The organism is Moraxella caviae, assembly GCF_002014985.1.
GTDB lineage: Bacteria > Pseudomonadota > Gammaproteobacteria > Pseudomonadales > Moraxellaceae > Moraxella > Moraxella caviae.
Genome location: NZ_MUXU01000063.1, coordinates 38,181 through 54,385 on the forward strand (window position 1 = coordinate 38,181; position 16,205 = coordinate 54,385).

The window sequence follows — 16,205 nt, forward strand, 5'->3', positions numbered from 1 at the left end:
CAACAGGCAAAACCACGCCAAACTGACAACCCATTCTAACAACCAAACTGACAATTTAACCGTAAATTCTACACCCAGCCGCCAAACCTTTGATAAATTGACTTTTATATTGTAATTTGTATTTATGGAACGCATTGAATCCAGCAAAAGTTTATCGCGCCTACTGCGCCAGCTGTGCTTTATTCCCATTTTGCAGCAGCGATGGCTGACCGCCAAGGTTAAAGACGCTTTGCACCACGCCATCACGCAGGCGGAAATCGGGCATAGTGGCGAGATTTACGTCATCATTGAAAATCATCTGCCCATCAGCGATGCGTATCGTATGGGCTGCCGCGAGCGTGCGCTGTCTTTGTTTGCCAGCCATCACGTTTGGGATACCGAAGACAATACAGGCGTGCTGATTTACGTCAATGCGTGCGAGCATGATTTGGAAATCATCGCTGACCGTGGCATTGACCGCGCGGCAATGGCGCATACTTGGCAGGCGCTTAGCGAGCAGGCGATTACAGCGTTTCGTGAAGGTAAAATGCAAGACGGCTTGACCACACTGATTGCGCAAGTGGGCGATGTGCTGCGTGCGCATTATCCAAGCGATGATAGGGTGGGCAACGAGCTGCCTAATGATGTGGTGTTTTTAAAATAACTGGCTTGTTAAAATAAGTAGTTTTTAAAATAAGTGCTCTTTATGAATGGTTTGACGTGGCTTTTGGTGTTGCTTGCGGTGATTGGCGTGCTGCTTTTGTGGGCGGTACTTTTGCCACGTTTGCAAGGCAAAAAGCCCAAGTCAGATTTTCCAAACAAAATCACTCATAAGCCTTCATTAAGTATACATTCAGTCAAAACCAGTAAGCAGCCCCGTAGCGAGCCCAGCAACGAACCCAGCAAGGTTGCCAGCGAATTTGCTGCACGCCTAAGCAGACTTTTGCCAATGTGTACACTCACCGCCAAAGCCGAGCGAGTTTTGGTGTTTAACGCCACAAATCATACGCATTTGGCGACGGTGGTTTTTGATGAAAAGACGCAAGAAATCAGCGTGCGTAAAATGGGTGATGTGCAGATTTTTACGGTTCAACCTGCGCTTAGCGATGATGAATTGGCGGCGTTGGCGGGGCGTGTGCAGGCATTGATTTAAAATCATGAATAAAAGATAAAAATTTCATCAAAAAGACTTGAAAATATCAAAATATTTTAGTAGAATACCGCTTTATTTTGCCTTGTCGTGTTCGTTATCAAGCGTTGCTGAAGTTGGCAACCACGGCACACAGGTTTGTTTGGAGAACGCAGATGTACGCAGTTATCAAAAGTGGCGGTAAACAGCACCGTGTAAGCGTTGGCGAGACTTTGAAAGTTGAGCTACTAAAAGCCGAAGTGGGTCAAACCCTTACCATCGAAGACGTTTTGATGGTAGTAAATGGTTCTGACATCAAAATCGGTCAGCCAGTTGTGGCAGGCGCGAATGTACAAGCTGAAGTGGTAAGCCACGGCCGTGGTAAAAAAGTGCGCATTGTGAAGCACCGTCGCCGTAAGCACTACCACAAAGAGCAAGGCCATCGTCAATGGTTTACTGAGCTGAAAATCAGCGCAATCAACGCTTAATTCACATTTTGATTTTGATGCTCTTTAGGGCACAACAGGAGACATTCTCATGGCACATAAAAAAGCCGCAGGTTCTACTCGTAACGGTCGTGATTCTAACCCAAAAATGCTTGGCGTAAAAGTATTTGGCGGTCAAGACGTTGTTGCAGGTAATATCATCGTTCGTCAGCGTGGCACTGAATTCCATGCAGGCGAAGGCGTTGGCATGGGTCGCGATCATACTTTGTTCGCATTGACCGAAGGCGTGGTGAAATTTGAGACCAAAGGTCAATTCAACCGCCGTTACGTTTCTGTACTTGCTAAGTAATTTTTAAAATTTACTTAAAGCTAAGTTTAGAATTTAGCGCATTGATTAAAAAGTGGTACGCCACTAAATCCATGCGCCAAACCCATCACAGTCGTGGTGGGTTTTCGTTTGGTTTAATAAAATCAATTAAACCTATTGATTTTCAATTATTGAAATTATCATAAGATTCACATACAATTTAACCATTTTATTAGTAGGTGATTGACAAAAGCACAGTCAATCCAAACCACCCATCACAAGCCAACAAAAGGGCGAAGCGCCATAATGAATGATTTGATGCTAAACGATGTGCTAATAGCACTTTTGATAACCTTTGCCGCTGGCTTGGCAACGGTGCTTGGCAGCGCGCTCGTCTTTTTCCAAAAAACGCCAAGCCCTAGAATGTTGGCATTTGGCTTGGCATTCGCTGGTGGAGCGATGGTGTTTGTGTCATTGACGGAGATTCTTGGCAAATCGGTGAGCAGTTTTGGCTTGATGTTTGGCGCATCAGGTTTTAATTATGCCACGTTTTCGTTTTTGGCGGGTTTGATTGCGGTGATGGTGATTGACCGCTTAATTCCCAATCCGCACGCCACACTTGATGCGGACGACCCAAAATTCAAAGATTCTAATGAAGCCTACATCAAGCGCATTGGCATTTTGGCGGCGCTTGCCATCACGGCGCATAATTTTCCTGAAGGCTTGGCAACTTTTTTTGCCACGCTAGAAAGCCCGACTTTGGGCGCGCCACTTGCGCTTGCCATTGCTGTGCATAACATTCCAGAAGGGATTTCCATCGCTGCGCCCATTTATTACGCCACGCGCGATAAGAAACTGACGGTATTTGCCTGCTTGATTTCTGGGCTGGCGGAGCCTTTGGGCGCGATTTTGGGATATTTGATATTAAGTCCGTTTTTATCGCCTGCGGTGTTCGGCATGGTGTTTGGCGTGATTGCAGGCGTGATGGTATTTTTGGCGATGGATGAGCTTTTGCCAGCCGCCAAGCGTTATTCAGACGGACACGAAACTGTTTACGGTTTGGTTGGCGGTATGGTGGTGATGGCGCTGAGTTTGGTGTTGTTTCATGGGTGATTTAAGCCTGATCTCATGCGCTTAACTTGTTTAAAAATATGATTTGTTTTGTGTGATTTAGCCATTCACCAAAATACGCAAAGCTAGCTTATTGCACTCAATTTACGCCCAAAAACCAAAATACCACCCAAAGACACTTTTTAATTCACCACCTAAAAATCATCATTTAAAAATCACAACCCCTTAAACAACCAATTAAGCGTCAAATCATCACGCTTGGGTTTGCCGTTTTTGCCGTCATCAGGAAATGGCATGGCATGGTCGGTCATTTGATAGCCGCGTCTTTGATAGTACGCAAGCAACTCTGGGCGATGGGATAAAATAGACATCGCAAAGCCATCAAGGGCGCGGCTTTCGGCGTGGCGCGTGGCGAAAGTTTCTACCGCTGACAGCAGGGTGTTGCCAATACCTTTGCCTTGCAGTTTGGGTGAGACGGCAAATGTACCGATGTAGGCGATGTTTTTACCGTGCATATTGGTGAATTGCACGCCAATGCACGCCAGCAAGTTAAAATCGCCATCATTGGTGGGATTGTCAAAGACGAAAAGATAGCTGCCTTCTTTGTTGATGGTTTGTATGATTTCATCTTCGGTGGTGCGAATGCCGCCAATCAATGCCGCTTCGTTTGTCCAGCCTGCGTCCGTACGGTAGCAACAATCCAAAAGTTTCACCAACTCTTTGGCGTCATCTGGCGTGGCGACTCGTAGGCGCACGTTGTCTTTGGTGATGTCGGCTGTGGAGCTTAGGGTATTTGTACTCATTGTTGTAAGCGTTGATTAACATAGTGAATGAAAATTTGAGACGTGTAAAAATTCACCAAAATAAAAGCCTTGATATGCTTATAATCAAGGCTTTTTGTCGGCTTATTTTTGTACCCATTGGCGGATTTTTTCACGCTCTTCTGGGCTGGCGTTTAGCCAAAGCTGCATAAAGCCATCTAGGCTGTCTTTTTGTGCGGCTGGCACAGGCGCAGCTGTTTGAGTGGTTGTGGTGGCTGCTGGCGCTTGATTTAGCGCAGCGATGGCTTTTTGGTTGGCGTGAACGGCATTATCACGGCCGAACATTGCGCCAATGCTTTGACCGATTGAGCCAAGAAAACCTGAATTATTCGCTACCGTGCTTTCAGACGCTAGAATTTGACCATTTTGTGCGATGGCAAGCGTTGGTGCTTTGGCGTATTCTTTGGCGGCTGAGTAGGTGTTTGGTTGATTTGGCATGACAAGCTGGTAGGTTTGGTTGTCCGCAAGCGTTGCCGTTACGGTAACGTTACCTGATTTTAGGTAATCGTGATCGCCACGAGTCAAGTCAAACAAGCGATCATAGCGTGCGGTGATGGCGTGATTGCCGGCCGTCAAGGTGAATTTTTGCTGTAAAGGCTGCAGTGCGCCGTGGCGAATTTCTTGTCCGTTGATGGCGGTTACTTTGATATTATCATCAACCAGCAGCGTAACATCGGCAAGTGCGCTGGTGCCAGTTAGTGCAGCCGCAATCAGTAGGGCTTTGGCGATTTTCATAAATAATCCTTTTGGTTGGTTTGTGAATGATGTGAAAATGCGTTTATGATGATTTTATCTTCAGTCATTTTCATGAATTTCTAGTAAAAGCGTTTCTTTTTCAATGAGTTGCTTAACTTCATCGATGGTTTTTTTAGGAATGTGTACACGCGGCAAACTTGTGAGCATGGGCGAGATTTTATCCAAAATATCCAGCATTCCGCCAGCATGATACGGGCCTGCCGTCAATAAATGCTGATAAATCGGCTCTGGCAAGCGCCAATTTTTACGGCGCAGCACAGAGTTTAGCATGGCTTGTCTGTCTTTGATGTCTTCGTTATTTGGCAGACGAAAAGTCGGCGCAAGCGATAGACGAGTGGTCAAATCCAAAAGCCCAATGCCAAGCTCTTTGGCAGGCGCAGTGGCAAGATAAACCATTTGTTTTTTCTGATCACGCACACGGTTAATCAAATCAAACAAATTTTCTTGCCACGCACGGCTGCTTGTAACGGCTTGAAAATCATCAATGATGATGACATCAAAAGTCTCAAGCCCAAGCAATGCCGAGCCGTCTGCACCGCTGCTGATTAAATCGTTCAGCGATAGATTGATGACGGTTTTTTTGTGCGCGCTTAAGTAGCGGTGCATTGCCATGGCTAGGTGCGTCTTGCCAAAGCCACGTCTGCCCACGATAAAAAGTTCACGCAAATTGCCTGATAAAATTTCGTTAATGGCGTTCATCAGCGGACGAAATCCTGCGCTTTCAAAGTCGCTAAGATCGGTGTCTTGTCGTACGTCAAAGTTAAAAGCGGTTTGTACAAAATCACTCATGAACGGTGCGCGCCCCAGTTGTCGTTATAAATTTGTTGTTTTCGTAAATTATTGATTAAATTTGGCTGAGGTTTGAGCGTTATTGTGAGCCTGCGCCAAATTTTTGCTATATATAGCACATTTTGGGAAATGTGTGCAAGCTGATTTTGTATTGCGTTTGTTTTTGTGGATGTTCGGCTGGTCTTTTGATAGGTTTTTGGTTAGTCTTTCCACATATCCAGCTGGCGCGCGCCTTTGTGCCAATCACTGTCCAGATACGCCTTATAAGCGTGATGCACAAGCACATTTAGCACCGCAGACACAGGCAGGGCGATTAGCATGCCCACAAATCCCAGTAAAGAAGCGCCAGCCAGCACCGAGAAAATCACCCATAAAGGCGACAGTCCAATTTTATCGCCCAAAAGCAGCGGCTGCAGCACATAGCCTTCTAGCACTTGCCCAACCATAAACGCTCCGACAATCAGTGCCAAATACACCCAGTCAAAGCCAAATTGAAACAAGCCAGCCGCCAATGCCGCCACGATGCCAAACCCAAAACCCAAATACGGCACAAAGCTGGCAATGCCTGCGCTGATGCCGATAATCAGCCCCAAATTTAGCCCAATTAAGTGTAATTGAACGGCATAAATCGCCCCAAGCAAAAGCATAACCAAAAGCTGCCCTTTGGCAAAATTCATCAGCGCACGGTCGCAGTCTTTGGCGATTTCTAGCACTTTTTTGGTATAAGGCTTGGGAATGGCGGCTTGCCAGCTTGCCAAGCGTTTATGCCAGCCAAGTAAAAAATAAAAAGTTAAAATCGGCACCATCACCGTCAAGCCAAGACTGTTTGCCGCACTCACGCCCGAAGTGAGCGCTTGTCTGATGAAAGATTGTGCGTCCGCCACTTGATAATTATTTTGGAAAAATTTCACCAAAGCGTCTGAAATGACGTTCAGCTCAAGCGGCATAAGCTCGCTATTAGTATGCTGTCCAATCCAAGCACGCACCACATCATTGTACCACGTTACCAGCGCAGGCAGCGACTCCCATGCCAGCTGTAGCTGCGCCCACAGCATTGGCATCAGCCAAATCAAAAGTCCGCCCAGCACAAATAAGCCGCTGATGTACACGACCGCAATCGCCAAAATGCGTGGCATGAACTTTGCCACCATGCTGACAAGCGGATTTAAAAAATACGCCAAGATAAACGCCGCAAAAAAGGGCGCAATCACCGATTTCATCAAATATAGCGCGTACAAAAACAGCACCAAAAAGGTGAGAATGAATAAGCGGCGAAAAAACGGATCTAGACGAGAAAACATAAATTTGGCTTTTGGTGTGGTTTGGGTTTGTTTAGTAAGGCGGTTTGCTGAAAAATGGCTAAATTTAAAAGCAGCTAAATTTTAAGCGGCTAAAAGACAGCCAAAATTTAACTCACTTTTACAGCGACAAAGCCTTACTTTATGATAAATACGCTCTATTGTACGAGAAAATGGCGAGCTTTTGTAGCATGATTTGCGATAAAAAGTGGTTTTTGGCGATTGTTGAAAGATTTTTGCGTGCTTTTGTGATGATTTGCTCTGCTTTTTGTGTGGCTTTTTGTTATAATGGCGCAAGATGGCAAGTAAAGGCTTGCTGGCGGTGCGACCGCTTTTCGTGTTTTTCTTGTATTTTTGTATTTGTTTGCATTTAAGGATTTCTCATGAGCCAATCATCAAGCAGCCAATCGCTGAGCTACAAAGACGCAGGCGTGGACATTGACGCAGGCGAAGCGTTGGTATCACGCATCAAGTCAGTCGCCAAAGCAACCACGCGCCCTGAAGTTGTGGGCGGTTTGGGTGGCTTTGGGGCGCTTTGCCGCATTCCGCAAGGCTACAAATCACCACTTTTGGTGTCTGGCACAGATGGCGTAGGCACAAAATTGAAGCTGGCACTGGATTTAAACCGCCACGACACCATCGGTCAAGATTTGGTGGCGATGTGTGTGAATGATTTGCTGGTGTGTGGTGCTGAGCCGCTGTTTTTCCTAGATTATTACGCCACAGGTAAGCTGGACGTGGACACAGCAGAAGCTGTCATTCGTGGCATTGGCGATGGTTGTAAATTGGCAAACTGTGCGCTGATTGGCGGTGAAACTGCCGAAATGCCGGGCATGTACCAAGACGAAGATTACGACTTGGCGGGCTTTTGCGTGGGCGTGGTGGAAGAAAGCGAGGTCATCACTGGCGCAAACGTACAAAAAGGCGACGTGCTGATTGCGCTGGCTTCTAGCGGCGTGCATTCAAACGGTTATTCGCTGGTGCGCAAGGTGATCGAAGTTACTGGCGCAGACGTGGCGAGCGAAAAACTGGGCGATGAAAGCCTTGCGGACGCTTTGATGAAGCCGACTCGCATTTATGTGAAATCAGTAAACGCACTGCAAAAACAGCTGGGCAATGCCAACATTCATGCGATGGCGCACATCACAGGCGGTGGCTTGACGGAAAACTTGCCGCGCATATTGCCAGAACATCTGTCAGCGCAGATTGATTTGGCTTCGTGGGAATTTCCTGCGGTGTTCAAATGGCTGCAACAAGGCGGCAACATCGTAGAAAGCGAAATGGTGCGCACCTTTAACTGCGGCGTGGGTTTTGTGATTGTATTGCCAGCCGATAAAGCGGATACCGCACTTGAGTTTTTGAGCGCACAAGGCGAGAGCGCATGGAAAATTGGCGAAATCGTGGATCGTACAGGCGAAGCGGTGGTTTATACCAAATAATTTGCCAGATTTGCACGCCAAATCCATAAAAATCATGCGCCTTGCTGCACATCGGCATAACCCATCAAGCAAGCTTGATTAAAATCTCGGCTTGTTTGGTGGGTGTCGCCAAGATGAATTTTGCCAATGGCGGCTTAATTTTGATGGCGCTTCATTTTGATGGCGCTTCATTTTGATGGCATGGCAAAAATGATGTGGCGTGTTTGATTTCATCCAATAACCAACGCATTTATTCCAAGAAAATCATGAGTAAAAAGTTGAAAATCGCCGTGCTGGTGTCAGGCAGTGGCAGTAATTTGCAAGTTTTGATTGACCAAATGCAGGCAGGCAAACTAAACGTTGACATCATCGGCGTGATTAGCAATGTCGCTGATGCTTATGCCGTTACGCGTGCCAAGAATGCAGGTTTGCGTACAGTGGTGCTGTCTCATGTGCCAAATGGCAAACGCATGGGTATTAAGACCTTTGAAAAGCATACTTTAGAGCTTTTGAGCGAATGGCAGCCTGATGTGGTGGTGTTGGCAGGGTTTATGCGTGTGCTGTCGGCAGAGTTTATCGCCCAAGTGCCATGCCCAATGATTAACCTACACCCATCATTATTGCCAAATTATAAAGGTTTGGACACGCACGCACGCGTACTGGCGGCAGGCGAAGCGCAGCACGGCTGTAGCGTGCACGTGGTAACGGCAGAGCTGGACGCAGGGCAAGTGCTGACTCAGGCAGTGCTGGCGGTGCGCCATCATGACACAGCGCAAAGTTTGCAGCAGCGTGTTCAAAAACTAGAACATCAGCTTGTGCCGTTTACGCTGGAGCTGATGAGCAAGGGCGTGCTGGATTTAAATCACCTGCAGCAATCAGCAAACTTTGTGGCGCTGCCGTACCGTTTGTGGTTGGATTAGTTTTTTTATATAAAGTTGTTTTGAATTTGGTGAATTTTAAATTATATCGTGCAAGCCTTGCAAGCCAAACTCATCACTTAAGATTAGCCCAAATTCTAAAACCAATAAAAAAGCCTAACTTATCGATAAGTTAGGCTTTTAGTTTGCCAAATACAAATTCAATCAGAGCATTTGCCCATCAATGGTTTTCTTTGGCGTGGTTGAGCGTGTATTTAGGGATTTCAATGGTCAAATCTTCATTGGCGATGATGCACTGGCAAGACAGACGCGAGTCAGGCTCAAGCCCCCACGCACGATCCAAAAGATCGCCTTCAATGTCGTCCATCTCTTCTAGGCTGTCAAAGCCTTTGCGCACGATGACGTGGCAAGTGGTGCAAGCCTTTGACATATCGCAGGCGTGCTCAATTTTAATGCCGCGCTCAAGCAAGCCTTCACACAGGTTTTCACCTTCGTTTAGCTCAACAACAGCGCCTTCTGGGCAGATTTCGTGATGGGGAAGTAGGGTTACAGTTACCATGATTTTTTCCGTTTTTATAATGAAAATGAATGATGAAAATCAAATGATGGCAAGGGCGGCGCAATCACGACCAATCGGACGTTTTTGTGCCTGCCAGTGCTTGCTTGACGTTTTGATTCATGATGATGGCGGCAAAACGATCGCTCAGCGGTTTTAAGTTTGCCACAGCCGAATCAAGCGTTGGCTTGTCGTTGCTGGCGATGGCGGTTTTAACTTGCGCCATGTGCGCTTGCAGGGCGTGCGTGTCATCATCGCTCAGCAATGTGCCAAATTCTGCCAAAGCCGAATCCAGTGCCAAAATCTCACGCTCAGCTTCTACTTGCGCTTCAATCAGCATACGTTTTTGCTTGTCTTCATTGGCGTGCGCAAATCCAGCTTTTAGCAGAGCTTCTTGCTGCTCATCGCTCAGACCATAGCTTGGGCTGACGTCAATCTGGCTTTGAGTGCCTGTGGTGGTTTCTTTGGCAGACACGCTCAGCTGTCCGTTAGCGTCAATGCTAAACGTAACTTCAATGCGTGCCAATCCTGCCTTCATTGGTGGAATGTCGTGCAGGGTAAATTTGGCAAGGCTGCGGCAGTCCGCCACGGTATCACGCTCGCCTTGCACCACATGAATAATCATGCCCGTTTGCCCATCGCTGTGCGTGGTGAAAGTCTGGCGGCGGGTGATGGGAATTGGCGTATTTCTAGGAATGATAACTTCCACCAGTCCGCCCATCGTCTCAAGCCCTAAAGACAAAGGCGTAACGTCTAGTAGAAGTAGACCGTTTTGGTTTTTGTTGATCAGCTGATCTGCCACACGAGCTGCGCCCAGTGCCACCACTTCGTCAGGATTTAGACTGCAAAGGGGTTCTTTATTAAAAAACTCTTGCACCGACTTTTGAATCACAGGCATTCTGGTAGAGCCGCCCACCAGCACCACATCACGAATCTCTTCTAGTGTCAAGCGTGCGTCTAGCAAGACTTGCTCGCAAGTTTGCAAGGTGCGGCGAATGACAGGCTCGCAAATTTCACGCAAAACGTCATTATCCAGCGTGGTGTGCAGCGGTGCGCCTGCAATGGTTTCTGAAATGCTGATGCTTGGGCTGCCGCTTAGCGTTTGTTTGTAATTTTTGGCAAGTCGTGCCAGTCGTGATTTTTCGCTGCTATCAATGTCGGCAGGATTTAGCCCAGCGATTTTGATGAGCCAGTTGGCAAGTAGGCGGTCAATGTCATCGCCACCTAGGGCGCTGTTGCCGCCTGTTGCCAGTACTTCAAACACGCCATCGCTGAGCTTAAGTACAGACACATCAAACGTACCACCACCCAAGTCGTACACCAGATACACGCCTTCAGCCGCCTTATCAAGACCATAAGCGATGGCGGCAGCGGTCGGTTCATTCAGCAGGCGCAAAACGTCCAGTCCTACCGAAGCGGCTGCGTCTTTGGTGGCTTGGCGCTGCGCATCATCAAAATACGCAGGCACGGTAATCACTGCGCCAGCAATGCTGTCTTGGGGCAGGGCGGCTTTGGCGTGGTTGTACAAGTGCGCCAAAATGTGCGCTGACGTTTCCACAGGCGATTTTTCACCCTGTGCGGTAACGAACGTTGGCATGGTGGCGTCATCGCCTGCCAAGGCATAAGGGTGGCTAAATTTGATGTCGCTTTTGGCACGCCCCATAAAACGCTTGGTGGAAATGATGGTATTGGCAGGGTCATCAAAGGCAAGCGCCGCCTTGCCTACGATGGGTTTGTCTGCTTGTTCGCCATAATACACCACCGATGGCAAGAGTGGCGAGTCGCCAAAGGCAAGCACATCGGCACGCCCAGAGCGCACCACGCCCACCAAAGAGTGCGTTGTGCCAAGGTCAATGCCCAGCGCAAAACGGTGCTGATGGGGGTTTTTGGATTGATTGGGTTCGCTGATTTGTAGTAGGGACATGGCGTTTGATGTTTTAAATTGGGTGTGGTTTGTGTTTGTGGTTTTTTAAGTTTAAATTTAAGCGCGCCATTTGCGCAAACTTGGCGCATTTGATTGGCTAAAATCGCACACAGCAGCGCTGTCGGATTTTTGGCTTATTTTATAATAAATTCGTTTGTGTATTGTCAATATTTGCAATATTATCAATGACTTATTTTACCAAAGATAATCTTGCGATTTTAAATAGCTTGCTTGGTAACAGCCGTCAAAATATGACTAAACGTACAAGTCGTCATCGCCATCATTATGGCTGACAAATTCGCTCGCCTTTGACAATACGTCATCATAAAGTTTGCCTAAAAAGTGTAGCTTTTGTGCGGCAAGTTTGGCATTTGTCCAGTTTTGCGCAATAAATTCTTGGCGAAAATCATCGCTGTGCGCACTGATGAGCGTTTGTACGCTTTGCTCAAGCGGCGCCAGTTCTGCTTTACTGGTGCAATCGTCTAAATCAATGCGGATTTCCATCATTTCGCCCAAAAATTCTAAGTCGCTGATGGATTCGGTCAAATTGATGTCATGCCCTTGCAAATCCAGTAAATACAAGGCACGCTTATCATCACGATTGATGGTTTCAAAGGCGTGATTGATGAGCGTAGACTGGCTGTCATCGCCACCGTGATTGTCTGGGTGGTGCTGTTTTTGTAGTGCCAAATAGCGATTTTTTAGGGCGGTTTTATCCACATCAAACGCCACAGGCAGCTCAAATAGGGCAAAAAAGTTGTTCATCATTTATGCCTTATACCGTGAAAGATTCACCGCAACCGCACTCGCCAGTTTGGTTTGGGTTGGTGAATTTAAAGCCAGAATTTAGTCCTTCGGTTACAAAATCCATCTGCAAGCCGTTTAGGTAGACCAAACTTTTTGGATCGACAAATACGTTCACGCCATCGCTGGTGAATTTTTCGTCTTCGTCATTTGGCTCGTCCACAAATTCCAACACATACGCCAGCCCCGAGCAGCCAGCCGTACGCACTCCGACACGAATGCCGACACCTGTACCACGATTGGCAAGAAAGTCTTTGACGTGCTGGGCAGCTCTTTGGGTTAGGGTAATCATCACATCTCCTACTGGCGTTGTTGTTCTTTCAAGCAAAGTTAGGCGTTTGCTTTGGCTTGATAATCGCTGATGGCGGCTTTGATTGCGTCTTCGGCAAGTACTGAGCAGTGTACTTTTACAGGCGGCAAAGCCAGCTCTTCTGCGATGTCTTTGTTTTTGATGGCGGCTGCTTCATCTAGGGTTTTGCCTTTTAGCCACTCAGTAACCAGCGAGCTTGATGCAATCGCTGAGCCGCAGCCGTAGGTTTTAAATTTCGCGTCTTCAATCACGCCATCATCGCCCACTTGGATTTGTAGGCGCATCACATCGCCACACGCAGGTGCGCCGACCATGCCAGTGCCGACATTTTTGGCGTTTTTGTCAAGGTTACCCACGTTGCGTGGATTTTCGTAATGGTCAATAACTTTATCTGAATATGCCATGAGTATTTCCTATTTGGGTAGGGCGGATTTTGTTGTTAATCCAGCCCTTGCCTAATTGTATTTTATGAATTTAAAAGCCAATTTTGAGCTGATTTTTTAAAATTGATTTTTAAATCAAGTTATAAATTTAAAATGGTTTTATGCTTGCCAAGCGATAAATTTCAGTCATCGCTTGGCGTTTGGATTAGTGTTCTTGCCACTCTACGCTATTGAGATCAATGCCTTCTTTGAACATATCCCACAGCGGTGAAAGTTCACGCAATTTATTCACGGCGTCATGAATTTGGGCAAGTACGCGGTCAATGTCCGCTTCGGTGGTGTAGCGACCGATACTAAAGCGGATTGATGAATGTGCAAGCTCGTCAGGACGGCCAATCGCACGCAGCACATATGATGGCTCAAGTGTCGCAGAAGTACACGCAGAACCTGATGATACTGCCAAATCTTTTAGGCTCATCATCAAGCTTTCGCCTTCTACGAAGTTGAAGCTGACGTTGATGATGTTTGGAATGCCGTCTTCTAGCGAGCCGTTTAGGTATACTTCTTCGATGTCTTGTAGACCGTTCCACAGCTTATCACGCAAGGCTTTGATGTGTGCGCGATCTTCATCAAAACGTTTCACAGACAGCTCAAACGCTGCGCCCATGCCCACGATTTGGTGCGTGGCAAGTGTGCCAGAACGCATACCACGCTCATGACCGCCACCATGCTGCTCAGCTTTAATGCGTACGCGTGGCTTACGACCCACATACAGCGCGCCAATGCCTTTAGGGCCATAGATTTTATGACCGCTAAAGCTCATCAAGTCTACTTTTAGTTCGCCAAGGTTGATTTTGATTTTACCCACAGCTTGAGCGGCGTCCACATGGAAAAGCACGCCTTTTTCGCGAGTGATTTCACCGATGGCAGCGATGTCTGTTACCGTGCCAAGTTCGTTGTTCACCGCCATTAGGCTTACCAAAATGGTGTCATCACGCAAAGCGTTTGCCACTTGTTCTGGTGTGATTTTACCTGTGCCGTGTTCTGGCTCAAGATATGTGATTTCAAAGCCTTCTTGCTCTAGCTGACGGCAAGTATCCAAAATCGCTTTATGCTCGATTTGGCTGGTGATGATGTGCTTGCCTTTGGTGTGGTAAAAATGCGCCACGCCTTTTAGGGCAAGGTTGTCAGATTCGGTTGCGCCGCTGGTGAATACGATTTCGCGTGGGTCTGCGCCAACGGTTTCAGCGATTTGAATGCGTGCATTTTCCACCGCTTCTTCAGCTTGCCAACCAAAGCCGTGTGAGCGTGAAGCTGGGTTGCCAAAAATGCCGTCAAAAGTCATGTATTTGACCATTTCATCGGCAACTTCTTGGGCGATGGGTGTGGTGGCTGCGTAGTCTAGGTAGATTAAAGAATTCTGGCTCATGCTGGATTTACCCCAAATAGGTTGATTGTGTTGATAGTATTGATGGTTTCTTTTTTGTCGTAATTGGTTTTGTAGCTGGCACGCTCGCTTAGGCGGTTGTCTTGGGCTTGGGCGATGTTTTGCGTGTGGCGTGATTCTAATAATTGGGCAAGCGTTACATTTTTCAAGTAAGCTTCAATGTGTGCCGACAGATTATGCCACAAATCATGCGTTAGGCACATTGCGCCATCGTGGCAGTCGCCTTTGCCGCCGCATTGCATGGCGTTCACGCTTTCATCAACGGCAGTGATGATGCTCATTACGTCAATTTCATTGAGTGGCTTGGCAAGATGATAACCGCCAGATGCGCCGCGTGTGCTGTTCACCAAGCCTTTTTTGCGCAGCTTGGAGAAAAGTTGCTCAAGATAAGAAATTGAAATGGACTGGCGTTTGGCGATGTCGGAGAGCGATACCGCACCTTGGTGGCGATTCTCTTGCACCGCAAGATCAAGCAGGGCGGTTACGGCATAGCGTCCACGGGTGGTTAAGCGCATAGTAAAATTTCCAAAATTGCCTAGAATGGCGGCGTTTGCTGGCAAGTATTTATAAATACCAAGCCAAAGATTGTGCCATTCATCAGTAAATAAGTTGTGCTTATTATAGTAATTCCTAGTAAATAGGTCAAGATTATTTTACATAAAAAGCGGCATAAAACGATTGTCTTTTTCAAACGTTGCGATTGATTGAGTGAATGGCGGCAAATGGCGGCAAATGGCGGTAAATTTGTGCCAATCAATCTTGACAGGCATGAAAAAAGCGCAAATGATAAGATTTGCGCTTTTTAATTGTAATTTATGCTTTGATTGCTAAACTTAAAACCAAGTTTACATCACTAAAATCAATAAAGCTGCACACCCAGCACGATGGTGGCGATGGCAAAAATCAGCGCCAGCACGCACGCAATCACCATGCCTTTAAACGTGGCTTTTTGTTTGTTTTCAAGCTCGGCAAGCTGAGTTTTTAGGCGGCGATTGTCTTTATCTAAGGCGTTGATTTGTTGGGCTTGTTCGTTGATTTGCTCACGATAATCAGACAATTTTTGCGCTTTTTGTTCAGGCGTTGGCTTATCTTTTGGATTGCCACGCACTTTATTAAGCACATTTTGAATCACACCGCCCACGCCAAGCCTTGTCATAAATGCCTTTAAGTGCTGCACGTCTTGGGTGTCGCCACGCATTTGCAGTACGTCAATGTGGTCTGGATTATGCCCCATCAAGGCATTGACAAGCTGAAAGCTGTAGGCGTTGATGGTGATGTCAGCATTGTGTCCAGCGGCAAGCTCATTGTCCAAAAGCACGCCACGATGCGAAAAGGTGGCATAAAGCTGCGTGTGCGGCAGATAAGTGCGGATACACACCACTTTGCTTTTTTCGGCAAGCGGATAGGCAAGGCGGCGCAGCTCAGGGTCAAAGCGCAGCACCAGTGTAATCGCAGATTCCACAAACACCAAAAGCACGTTTAAAAGCCCGCGCGACAGTCCGCCACTTTGTGGTTTTGGGCTGTCGTACGAATGAGCGCTGTCGTTTGGCGTTGTGGCTGTCGTGGTTGTGTCCGTATAAGGGTTTGGGTTTGACATTGCTGCTGTATTCCTAAGCGTTTTGTGTTTTGTTTGCGTGGTTTGGCGTTGCAAATTGATATTTAAAATCTGCATAATAATTTGTGCAAAGCCAAGAAAAATCTGCACAAATCCAAGATTTGCCAGATTTTTATGTAATTTTGCCTAAATTGTAGCTTAAAATCACAAAAAAGACAAAATTTCAGACGGTGAAAATGAGCATTCTTTTGTGTGCTTTTTGTAGTATTTGGGTGTTTTGTACGATAAAAGGACTGTGTGCGTTGGTGGATTTTGTTTGGGGCTGTACTAGATT

General features: G+C 46.9%; 19 protein-coding genes. 7 read left to right on the plus strand and 12 right to left on the minus strand.

The annotated features are described in order from the left end of the window. Nucleotides 1–124: 124 nt before the first annotated feature. From B0181_RS09775 to zupT, 5 genes are all read left to right on the plus strand, one after another. Nucleotides 125–643: a TPM domain-containing protein gene (locus tag B0181_RS09775; RefSeq protein WP_078277316.1), complete on the plus strand. Its 519-nt coding sequence runs from the start codon at nucleotides 125–127 to the stop codon at nucleotides 641–643. Between the two features lie 42 nt (nucleotides 644–685). Then, nucleotides 686–1,132: a hypothetical protein gene (locus B0181_RS09780; RefSeq protein WP_078277317.1), complete on the plus strand. Its 447-nt coding sequence runs from the start codon at nucleotides 686–688 to the stop codon at nucleotides 1,130–1,132. A gap of 152 nt (nucleotides 1,133–1,284) precedes the next feature. Next, nucleotides 1,285–1,596 (plus strand): 50S ribosomal protein L21, encoded by a 312-nt coding sequence (gene rplU / locus B0181_RS09785; protein ID WP_078277318.1) that lies wholly within the window; start codon nucleotides 1,285–1,287, stop codon nucleotides 1,594–1,596. Nucleotides 1,597–1,645: 49 nt separating this feature from the next. Further along, nucleotides 1,646–1,903: a 50S ribosomal protein L27 gene (rpmA, locus tag B0181_RS09790; protein WP_003659274.1), complete on the plus strand. Its 258-nt coding sequence runs from the start codon at nucleotides 1,646–1,648 to the stop codon at nucleotides 1,901–1,903. Between the two features lie 264 nt (nucleotides 1,904–2,167). Beyond that, nucleotides 2,168–2,974, plus strand: a complete 807-nt coding sequence (gene zupT / locus B0181_RS09795) for a zinc transporter ZupT (RefSeq protein WP_078277319.1) — start codon at nucleotides 2,168–2,170, stop codon at nucleotides 2,972–2,974. Between the two features lie 173 nt (nucleotides 2,975–3,147). Here zupT and B0181_RS09800 read toward each other — a convergent pair whose 3' ends face one another. The 4 genes from B0181_RS09800 to B0181_RS09815 form a co-directional block, all read right to left on the minus strand. After that, a complete protein-coding gene (locus B0181_RS09800; RefSeq protein WP_078277320.1) occupies nucleotides 3,148–3,735 on the minus strand; it encodes a GNAT family N-acetyltransferase in 588 nt (195 codons plus the stop codon). Between the two features lie 102 nt (nucleotides 3,736–3,837). Then, on the minus strand, nucleotides 3,838–4,488 hold the full coding sequence (locus B0181_RS09805; RefSeq protein WP_078277321.1) for a DUF2057 family protein: 651 nt from the start codon (nucleotides 4,486–4,488) through the stop codon (nucleotides 3,838–3,840). A gap of 60 nt (nucleotides 4,489–4,548) precedes the next feature. Then, on the minus strand, nucleotides 4,549–5,298 hold the full coding sequence (locus B0181_RS09810) for a DnaA ATPase domain-containing protein (protein ID WP_078277322.1): 750 nt from the start codon (nucleotides 5,296–5,298) through the stop codon (nucleotides 4,549–4,551). Nucleotides 5,299–5,498: 200 nt separating this feature from the next. After that, nucleotides 5,499–6,599 (minus strand): AI-2E family transporter, encoded by a 1,101-nt coding sequence (locus tag B0181_RS09815; RefSeq protein ID WP_078277323.1) that lies wholly within the window; start codon nucleotides 6,597–6,599, stop codon nucleotides 5,499–5,501. 380 nt (nucleotides 6,600–6,979) lie between these two features. Between B0181_RS09815 and purM the strand changes: the two genes are divergently transcribed. Both purM and purN read left to right on the plus strand, forming a co-directional pair. Beyond that, a complete protein-coding gene (purM, locus tag B0181_RS09825; protein ID WP_078277325.1) occupies nucleotides 6,980–8,035 on the plus strand; it encodes a phosphoribosylformylglycinamidine cyclo-ligase in 1,056 nt (351 codons plus the stop codon). Between the two features lie 242 nt (nucleotides 8,036–8,277). Next, entirely contained in the window at nucleotides 8,278–8,934 is a 657-nt protein-coding gene (gene purN, locus B0181_RS09830) for a phosphoribosylglycinamide formyltransferase (RefSeq protein ID WP_165474554.1), read from the plus strand. A 178-nt stretch (nucleotides 8,935–9,112) separates the two neighbouring features. Here the strand turns inward: purN and fdx are convergent, their stop codons facing one another. From fdx to B0181_RS09870, 8 genes are all read right to left on the minus strand, one after another. Further along, complete coding sequence (fdx, locus tag B0181_RS09835) at nucleotides 9,113–9,451, minus strand: ISC system 2Fe-2S type ferredoxin (protein WP_078277327.1); 339 nt, start codon at nucleotides 9,449–9,451, stop codon at nucleotides 9,113–9,115. 64 nt (nucleotides 9,452–9,515) lie between these two features. Continuing rightward, a complete protein-coding gene (gene hscA / locus B0181_RS09840) occupies nucleotides 9,516–11,372 on the minus strand; it encodes a Fe-S protein assembly chaperone HscA (RefSeq protein ID WP_078277328.1) in 1,857 nt (618 codons plus the stop codon). A 255-nt stretch (nucleotides 11,373–11,627) separates the two neighbouring features. Then, nucleotides 11,628–12,137 (minus strand): Fe-S protein assembly co-chaperone HscB, encoded by a 510-nt coding sequence (gene hscB, locus B0181_RS09845; RefSeq protein WP_158078965.1) that lies wholly within the window; start codon nucleotides 12,135–12,137, stop codon nucleotides 11,628–11,630. Between the two features lie 10 nt (nucleotides 12,138–12,147). Then, on the minus strand, nucleotides 12,148–12,468 hold the full coding sequence (iscA, locus tag B0181_RS09850; RefSeq protein WP_078277330.1) for an iron-sulfur cluster assembly protein IscA: 321 nt from the start codon (nucleotides 12,466–12,468) through the stop codon (nucleotides 12,148–12,150). A gap of 38 nt (nucleotides 12,469–12,506) precedes the next feature. Beyond that, on the minus strand, nucleotides 12,507–12,890 hold the full coding sequence (gene iscU, locus B0181_RS09855; protein WP_078277331.1) for a Fe-S cluster assembly scaffold IscU: 384 nt from the start codon (nucleotides 12,888–12,890) through the stop codon (nucleotides 12,507–12,509). 184 nt (nucleotides 12,891–13,074) lie between these two features. Next, nucleotides 13,075–14,298 (minus strand): IscS subfamily cysteine desulfurase, encoded by a 1,224-nt coding sequence (locus tag B0181_RS09860; RefSeq protein WP_078277332.1) that lies wholly within the window; start codon nucleotides 14,296–14,298, stop codon nucleotides 13,075–13,077. Beyond that, nucleotides 14,295–14,831: an Rrf2 family transcriptional regulator gene (locus B0181_RS09865; RefSeq protein WP_078277333.1), complete on the minus strand. Its 537-nt coding sequence runs from the start codon at nucleotides 14,829–14,831 to the stop codon at nucleotides 14,295–14,297. The genes B0181_RS09860 and B0181_RS09865 overlap by 4 nt, the downstream gene beginning before the upstream one ends. A gap of 344 nt (nucleotides 14,832–15,175) precedes the next feature. Then, complete coding sequence (locus tag B0181_RS09870) at nucleotides 15,176–15,913, minus strand: hypothetical protein (RefSeq protein WP_242620153.1); 738 nt, start codon at nucleotides 15,911–15,913, stop codon at nucleotides 15,176–15,178. Nucleotides 15,914–16,205: the final 292 nt, after the last annotated feature.

What these genes read in the sequence shown, in the direction of transcription:
- B0181_RS09775 (WP_078277316.1), top strand. Translation starts at nt 125, where the DNA reads ATGGAACGCATTGAATCCAGCAAAAGTTTATCGCGCCTACTGCGCCAG.
- B0181_RS09780 (WP_078277317.1), top strand. Translation starts at nt 686, where the DNA reads ATGAATGGTTTGACGTGGCTTTTGGTGTTGCTTGCGGTGATTGGCGTG.
- rplU (WP_078277318.1), top strand. Translation starts at nt 1,285, where the DNA reads ATGTACGCAGTTATCAAAAGTGGCGGTAAACAGCACCGTGTAAGCGTT.
- rpmA (WP_003659274.1), top strand. Translation starts at nt 1,646, where the DNA reads ATGGCACATAAAAAAGCCGCAGGTTCTACTCGTAACGGTCGTGATTCT.
- zupT (WP_078277319.1), top strand. Translation starts at nt 2,168, where the DNA reads ATGAATGATTTGATGCTAAACGATGTGCTAATAGCACTTTTGATAACC.
- B0181_RS09800 (WP_078277320.1), bottom strand. Translation starts at nt 3,735, where the DNA reads ATGAGTACAAATACCCTAAGCTCCACAGCCGACATCACCAAAGACAAC.
- B0181_RS09805 (WP_078277321.1), bottom strand. Translation starts at nt 4,488, where the DNA reads ATGAAAATCGCCAAAGCCCTACTGATTGCGGCTGCACTAACTGGCACC.
- B0181_RS09810 (WP_078277322.1), bottom strand. Translation starts at nt 5,298, where the DNA reads ATGAGTGATTTTGTACAAACCGCTTTTAACTTTGACGTACGACAAGAC.
- B0181_RS09815 (WP_078277323.1), bottom strand. Translation starts at nt 6,599, where the DNA reads ATGTTTTCTCGTCTAGATCCGTTTTTTCGCCGCTTATTCATTCTCACC.
- purM (WP_078277325.1), top strand. Translation starts at nt 6,980, where the DNA reads ATGAGCCAATCATCAAGCAGCCAATCGCTGAGCTACAAAGACGCAGGC.
- fdx (WP_078277327.1), bottom strand. Translation starts at nt 9,451, where the DNA reads ATGGTAACTGTAACCCTACTTCCCCATCACGAAATCTGCCCAGAAGGC.
- hscA (WP_078277328.1), bottom strand. Translation starts at nt 11,372, where the DNA reads ATGTCCCTACTACAAATCAGCGAACCCAATCAATCCAAAAACCCCCAT.
- hscB (WP_158078965.1), bottom strand. Translation starts at nt 12,137, where the DNA reads ATGAACAACTTTTTTGCCCTATTTGAGCTGCCTGTGGCGTTTGATGTG.
- iscA (WP_078277330.1), bottom strand. Translation starts at nt 12,468, where the DNA reads ATGATTACCCTAACCCAAAGAGCTGCCCAGCACGTCAAAGACTTTCTT.
- iscU (WP_078277331.1), bottom strand. Translation starts at nt 12,890, where the DNA reads ATGGCATATTCAGATAAAGTTATTGACCATTACGAAAATCCACGCAAC.
- B0181_RS09860 (WP_078277332.1), bottom strand. Translation starts at nt 14,298, where the DNA reads ATGAGCCAGAATTCTTTAATCTACCTAGACTACGCAGCCACCACACCC.
- B0181_RS09865 (WP_078277333.1), bottom strand. Translation starts at nt 14,831, where the DNA reads ATGCGCTTAACCACCCGTGGACGCTATGCCGTAACCGCCCTGCTTGAT.
- B0181_RS09870 (WP_242620153.1), bottom strand. Translation starts at nt 15,913, where the DNA reads ATGTCAAACCCAAACCCTTATACGGACACAACCACGACAGCCACAACG.